Origin of the sequence: Thermovirga sp. (genome assembly GCA_012523215.1) — a bacterium.
In the GTDB taxonomy this organism is placed as follows: domain Bacteria; phylum Synergistota; class Synergistia; order Synergistales; family Thermovirgaceae; genus 58-81.
In genome coordinates, this window is record JAAYIZ010000149.1 from 1 (window position 1) to 4,700 (window position 4,700).

Here is a 4,700-nt window from a genome sequence, read left to right on the forward strand (position 1 = left end):
GCGAAGGGTTGGTCGCAGAGAAGAACCTGGTTATTGCTAGAACCATTTCTGATGATTCTTTATGGGGAGATTGGACATGGAGACTCTTAACAATATCAGTGGCCAGATCATAAAGGGGGCCATAGAAGTACACAAACAACTCGGGCCTGGACTTCTTGAAAGCACCTATGAGGGATGTTTGATATATGAACTTGTTGATTCCGGTTTGAGTGTCCAGTCCCAGGTTCCCTTCCCGGTAAAATACAAAGGTAAATTAATAGATATTGGCTATCGGGTGGATTTGTTGGTGGAAGGCATTGTGGTGGTGGAATTGAAATCAGTCGAACGCCTTCTTCCGATTCATTCGGCTCAAATCCTTACATACCTGAAACTTAATGGTTTGAAAGTAGGCCTGCTGATTAATTTCAACGCTCAAAAGATCAAGGATGGTATCCGTAGATTTATAAACACATGAGAAGCGAACAACTTGGGTTCTTGAAAAATAGTTTTTCTACCCCTTCGCTGTGCTCGGGCACCTGATCTGCGGTGTAAAAGGTTTGGCTTTTGGTCCGGGTCTTTGGTTCTCGCAAAGAAAAGCCTTTCTCTGTGGTCCTCTGCGTCCTCTGCGGTGCAAAGCTTTGGTTTTGGGTCCAGGTCTTGCATTTCACAAAAAGCCCTTCTCTGTGGCCCTACCTTAGCCCGGCGATCCGCCGGCGAGGGCACTTTGTCTGCGTCCTCTACGGTGGAAGATTTTGGTTTAGGTTTTGCATTTTCACCAAGAAAAGCCCTTCTCTGTGATCCCCTGTGGTGAAAAGGTTTTGGTTAATTCGTTTCTCTCTTCAAGGTCAGCCTTTTCTCCAGAACGGGGACAAAGACCAGGGCGAAGGCAGCGCCGATGCCCGTCTGGGCTATGTCGGTGATTAACTCCACGGGGGCGACTTTCCACCCATAGAGGATTCCAGCGCTGGTGGTATAGCCGGCTATCATGATGACGGCGCCGGCAGCCAGGGGCACAAGCCGTCCCCGGGGCGCCAGTTTCCCCACGACGTAACCCTCGACTCCTTTTATCACCAGGGTAAGCGGTGCCCATAGGGGGTAACCGAGCAGGACATCCGCCAGGGCGGCGCCTATCCCTCCGCAAAGCCCGCCGAAGTGAGATCCCAGCAGAAGGGCGATTACGTACAGCACGCCTTCGCCCAGGTTGAAGTATATCCTCATGCCTGGCATGGGAATGTGAAGCATTGTCGCGACCGTTACCATCGCGGCGAGGACCGCCCCGAGGGCGACCCTTTTGGCCATGTCTTTGTCCATTTGCTTCTCGCCTCCGGTTCTCGCTTGTTTGTACACATAGTCTAGACATGGTAAAGTATCGTTCATAGAGCCAGCGCGGGACGAAAACGGGCCCTTTATGGACCGGTTTCTGAAATCGGGTATTGCCTTTTAGCGGGGTTCATGGAGTATAATGCAGAAGATCGGAAGATCCCTGTTTGTCTTGATCCTGGTGTTATCCGTACCTGTCGCCTTCCTGCTGTCATGGTGGCAGGGTCACAGGTCCCTTGCGGGGCCCGTATGCATTGACAGCGCCGTCGTATGCAGCGAACTCGACGGTTCCAGTTGCCCTGTCGGCGAGGCTTCCGATTTCCAGTGGGGCGGCCGCCAGGTGTGTCTTAAGTTCCATTACGAAGCACCCAGGCCTGGTAGTGTCATGGATATCGTCTGGCGTTTCCAGGACCGGGTCATATTCCGTGAGTCAATGAGGATCGGCGATACGAGCGGAACGAAGGCGTTTTTCCTTCTCCGCGAGGACGGGAGCCCACTCCCCGCTGGTGAATACGTCGTCGCCATCGAAAGCGACGGCATAGAGCGTCGCCGCATTCCTTTCTCCGTCACCCGCTGATGGAGCCCGTTCTTTTTCCTTGAAAGGAGCCCTTATTTTATGCATTTTTTCCTTGACAGCGCCGACATCGAAGAGATACGGAAGGCTGCCTGGTGGGGGGTCATCGATGGTGTGACCACCAACCCCTCCCTCGTGGCCAAGAGCGGAGGCCGGGATTTCCACGGTCTTATCCGGGAGATAGCCTCCCTGGTGGAGGGTCCAGTGAGCGCCGAGGTGACATCCCTCGACCCGGAGGGCATGGTCGCCGAGGGACGGGCTCTTGCGGCCGTCGCGCCCAACGTGGCCGTGAAGATCCCCATGGGCAGGGACGGGATGACCGCCTGTTCCCAACTTACCCGTGAAGGCATAGCGGTGAACGTCACCCTTGTTTTTTCGCCCCAGCAGGCGCTGTTGGCGGCGGCGGCCGGGGCGGCCTATGCCAGTCCCTTCGTCGGGCGGCTGGACGATATCGGCGAGGACGGCATCGGACTTGTCGGCGATATCGCCGAACTATTCGATATTCACAATATCACCACCGAGATCATCGCGGCCAGCATCAGGCATCCCCGGCACGTCGCCGAGGCCGCCCTCGCCGGGGCGGACATAGCGACGGTGCCCCTGGCCGTTCTTGAAAAGTGCTTTGACCATCCGCTCACCGAGAGCGGGATAAAAAAGTTCCTCGCTGACTGGGAGGAGTTTGGAAAAGACCATGGACGCTGACGGCACGACAGAGACCCAATCCACGACTGAACCCCTTCCCGCGGTCGAAAACGCGGCCAACGCCGACGAAGGAGAAACCGAGACCAGGAGGATACCCCGTCCGAGGCACAACTTTGCCAACCTCTCCGGCAGGACCCTGACCGACCTCAGGAAGCACGCCAAGGAGCTCGGGGTGACGGGCATAACGGCCCTCCGGAAGGACGATCTCGTCATCGCCATACTCAAGGAACAGACCGAGCAGATGGGTTTCCGCTTTGGGGGAGGCACCCTGGAGGTGCTGGCCGAGGGTTACGGTTTCCTGCGCCCGAGGGGACTCCTGCCCAGCGATCACGACATCTATGTTTCGGCTTCTCAGATAAGGCGCTTCGGCCTTCGGAACGGCGACCTGGTATGGGGCCTCATCAGGCCGCCCAAGGAACAGGAGCACTACGAGGCGCTGCTCCGGGTCGAGGTCGTGAATTATTCCGACCCGGAAGAGGCCAGGAAAAGGCCCCACTTCGAGAAACTCACCCCTATCTTCCCCGATGAAAGACTGGTGCTCGAGACCAAGCGTTCCGAACTGACCACGAGGGTCATTGACCTCTTCTCCCCCATAGGCAAGGGTCAGAGAGCCCTCATCGTTTCGCCCCCCAAGGCCGGCAAGACCACGGTCCTCAAGAATATAGCCAACGCGGTGACGACAAACCAAAATGACGTCATCCTCATGGTCCTTCTCGTGGACGAGCGTCCCGAGGAGGTCACCGACATGGCCCGGTCCGTCGATGGAGAGGTCATAGCCTCTACCTTCGACCGGCCCGCCGAGGAGCACATGAGGGTCGCCCACTTGGCGTTGGAGAAGGCCAAGCGCCTGGTCGAGGTCGGCAGGGACGTGGTGCTCCTGCTGGACTCCATCACCAGGCTCGCCAGGGCCTCCAACCTGGTCGTGCCGCCCTCGGGGAAAACCCTCTCGGGGGGGATGGACCCGGCTGCGCTTTACTTCCCCAAGAGGTTCTTCGGCGCGGCCCGGAACATCGAGGAGGGCGGGAGCCTGACGATAATAGGCACGGCCCTTATCGACACCGGCAGCAGGATGGACGAGGTAATCTACGAGGAGTTCAAGGGGACCGGCAACATGGAGGTTCACCTTTCGAGGAAGCTTTCGGAGCAGCGCATCTTCCCCGCCATCGATATCACCCGTTCCGGCACGAGGCGCGAGGAGATGCTCATGGACCCCGACGAACTGCAGCGGGTCTGGACCCTTAGAAGAAGGATCACGAACGTCGACGAGGCCGAGGTGCTCAACCTCATCCTCGGCAAATTGAGGAGCACGGCCACCAACAGCGAGTTCCTGGCGACCATCAAGCTGTCGCAGGGCAAAGAGTGAGGGGGGCACTGAGTCGATGAACGGTTGGGGACAGAGAGGAAACACGAGATTTTCCGGAAAAGTAGGGTTCTGGGCTGTCATAGGCACAATGATGAGCGCGGCGCTGTTTCTGACAGCGTGCGCTTTTTCCACATCGGGGGTGTCAGCCCCGTCGTTGATGGGAAGCGCCGGTAAGGCTTCATCTATCATGGACCTCCCATCGGGTTTCATCGTGGTGGATGTTTCCCACTCCCTGGTCCAGGAAGTTCCCGAGGAGGAGCTGGTGGCCCTGGGGATAGGCCCCATACCGGAAGGCCCTTCCCTTTTTGAGAAGGAACTGGTGCTGGAGGAGACCCTTCCCGAGGCGGAGACCGCCCCCCAGGAGGAAATCGTCGAAGAACCCAACCTCTGGAATGATTATTATGTCAAACCCGGTGAGACCCTTTCGGATATAGCGGCGTCCTTTGGGGTGCCCATGGGACTTATCCAGGAAGTCAACAAAATCGAGAACCCCCACAAACTATCAGAAGGACAGGAACTTCTGATCCCGGTGGACGAGGCCGCCGTCGTGACCGTGAAGGAGGAGTTCGAGAAGCGCGTCGCCGTCGATGCCGCTTCAAAGACGGTGGACAGGGACCTCGAGATGAAGCAGTATTCGGTAAGGGAGGGCGACAGCCTTTGGTCCATCGCCCACGCCTTCGACCTCGACATAAACACCCTCTTCGGATGCAACAACATGAAGGACCCTAACTACCTCAGGGTTGGCGCCGTCCTCAGGATTCC

General features: G+C 57.5%; 6 protein-coding genes. 5 read left to right on the forward strand and 1 reads right to left on the reverse strand.

The features are described from left to right. Nucleotides 1-76: 76 nt before the first annotated feature. Nucleotides 77-454: a GxxExxY protein gene (locus GX108_04065; protein ID NLO56213.1), complete on the forward strand. Its 378-nt coding sequence runs from the start codon at nt 77-79 to the stop codon at nt 452-454. Nucleotides 455-801: 347 nt separating this feature from the next. On the opposite strand, the gene GX108_04070 is transcribed toward GX108_04065, so the two are convergent. Then, a complete protein-coding gene (locus GX108_04070; GenBank protein NLO56214.1) occupies nt 802-1,290 on the reverse strand; it encodes an ECF transporter S component in 489 nt (162 codons plus the stop codon). 151 nt (nt 1,291-1,441) lie between these two features. Here GX108_04070 and GX108_04075 point away from each other — a divergent pair, with 151 nt between their 5' ends. The 4 genes from GX108_04075 to GX108_04090 form a co-directional block, all read left to right on the forward strand. Next, complete coding sequence (locus GX108_04075) at nt 1,442-1,876, forward strand: hypothetical protein (protein NLO56215.1); 435 nt, start codon at nt 1,442-1,444, stop codon at nt 1,874-1,876. Nucleotides 1,877-1,915: 39 nt separating this feature from the next. Further along, on the forward strand, nt 1,916-2,575 hold the full coding sequence (fsa, locus tag GX108_04080; GenBank protein ID NLO56216.1) for a fructose-6-phosphate aldolase: 660 nt from the start codon (nt 1,916-1,918) through the stop codon (nt 2,573-2,575). Continuing rightward, on the forward strand, nt 2,565-3,938 hold the full coding sequence (locus GX108_04085; protein ID NLO56217.1) for a transcription termination factor Rho: 1,374 nt from the start codon (nt 2,565-2,567) through the stop codon (nt 3,936-3,938). The genes fsa and GX108_04085 overlap by 11 nt, the downstream gene beginning before the upstream one ends. Before the next feature lie 16 nt (nt 3,939-3,954). Continuing rightward, nucleotides 3,955-4,700: LysM peptidoglycan-binding domain-containing protein (locus tag GX108_04090; protein NLO56218.1), on the forward strand; the 746-nt coding region annotated here is incomplete at its 3' end.